2 pseudogenes are annotated in these 1,714 nt (G+C 55.6%); both read left to right on the top strand.

Going from position 1 to position 1,714, the window contains the following annotated elements:
* Positions 1-18 precede the first annotated feature (18 nt).
* Positions 19-468, top strand: a pseudogene (locus MHK04_RS12325) (helix-turn-helix domain-containing protein); the annotation flags it as partial.
* 19 nt (positions 469-487) lie between these two features.
* Positions 488-1,707, top strand: a pseudogene (locus MHK04_RS12130) (IS30-like element IS1513 family transposase).
* The last annotated feature ends 7 nt before the right edge of the window (positions 1,708-1,714 follow it).

Here is a 1,714-nt window from a genome sequence, read left to right as displayed (position 1 = left end):
CGTGCTGTCAAGGGGTGAATGCGCCACTTCGACCGGGAGGTAGTTGTGACGCGTTGGACTCCGAAGGATGTTAAGGATGCTGCTGTTGAGCGCGTGGTGGCAGGCGAGGCAGTTAGCCTGGTCGCGCGTGATGTGGGTGTAGGCCCCGAATCGGTTTACGGTTGGTTGAGGGTAAGAGGTGTCGAACCTCCAGGCAGGCGTGCGAGTCGTTTGCGTGATCCGTTTGTCCGTGAGGCTGTTGGGTTGGTGCGTGCAGGTATGTCGATCAGTCAAGCAGCACAGACTGTTGGAATATCGACTGGCTTGCTTCACAGCAGGTTAAAGAAAGCTGGTGTAATCGAAGTGCGGCCTAGACGCGCCCACTTGTCACCTGATAAACGTGCCCAGGCCGTGGAGCGAGTGCTTGCTGGTGAGAGCTGTCAGACAGTGGCTGATGCTATCGGTGTGCATCCTTCTACCGTGTATGGGTGGATAAGGAAGCAGCGGTATGCGAAGTTACGCCGGCAGCGACATCGTCGAACGCCTGATGAGGCGGTGGTGTCTTTGCCAGATACAGGCAAGAAGCTGGGTAAAGATTCTGTTATGCCAGCACCGATGAAAACTCAAGCCGTTGATGGATTTCCTAGCGGCGTATTCGACAAACACGCCTTAGTAGGGCGTGGTCGCAGGCTTACTGTTGAAGACCGTGTTGCTATTGAAGCGGGATGTCGTGTCGGTGATTCGGCACGAGCCATCGCGCAGAAAATAAATAGGCACCACAGTGTCGTCGCTCGTGAAATCACCCGTAATGGTTGGAAGATCGTCGATGAGGACGGCACAGAGCAGCTGCGGTATAACGCCCACAACGCTGCTGTTTCTACTGCTGGTCGGATGGTGCGGCCAAAACTACGCAAGCTCGATGAAAGCCCAACGCTTCGGGGTGTAGTAGTCGATTGCCTTGCCCGCAGGTGGTCACCTGGGCGCATTAGTGCATGGCTTGAGCATGCTTTCAGCGATGATGAAAGCATGCGTATTTCCCACGAAGCGATCTACAGTGCCTTATACATTCAAGGCAAAGGCAGCCTGCGAGCCGAGCTTGAAGAAGTCATGAAGACTAAAGACGTACTTATCCGCGGCGGCTCAACACGCAAGCGTCGTGCCCGAAACGCTGGCGTGTTAACCGGTCGCCCTTGGATCAAAGGTGCTGAGATCACCCACCGCAGCCCGGAAGCTGATGACAGGGCTATTCCCGGGCACTGGGAGGGCGACCTTGTTATTGGTAAAGGTGGCAAAAGCGCGCTGATTACCCTAGTAGAGCGCACCAGCCGTTACACCCTGCTTGGACACCTTCCCGATGAGCACAGTTCACACACCGTGGTCGCAACCCTGCAGGACATGGTCAAAGACCTCAACACCGAGCAGCTAAAGACCATCACATGGGACCAAGGCGCAGAAATGGCTGTCACAGCACAAGTCCAGATTAAAGACGGCTGCCAGGTGTTTTTCTGTGAACCGCACTCACCGTGGCAGAGACCAACCAACGAGAACACCAACGGCGAGATCAGGCGCAGGTTCTACAAAAAGGGCACCGACTTTGCCACCGTCACACCCGAACATGTCGCGTGGGTGCAAAATGAGCTCAACGAAACACCCCGACAAATCCTCGGCGGCGCAACCCCACGTGAAATACTTAACGAACTATTCAAGCGTGGCGCATCCACCGCTTGATTCCGCC

The sequence above is a fragment of the Corynebacterium nasorum genome (assembly GCF_022345765.1).
Taxonomy (GTDB): Bacteria; Actinomycetota; Actinomycetes; order Mycobacteriales; family Mycobacteriaceae; genus Corynebacterium; species Corynebacterium kefirresidentii.
Note: the sequence above shows the minus strand (reverse complement) of the source record. Positions and strands in the feature narration are given on the sequence as shown.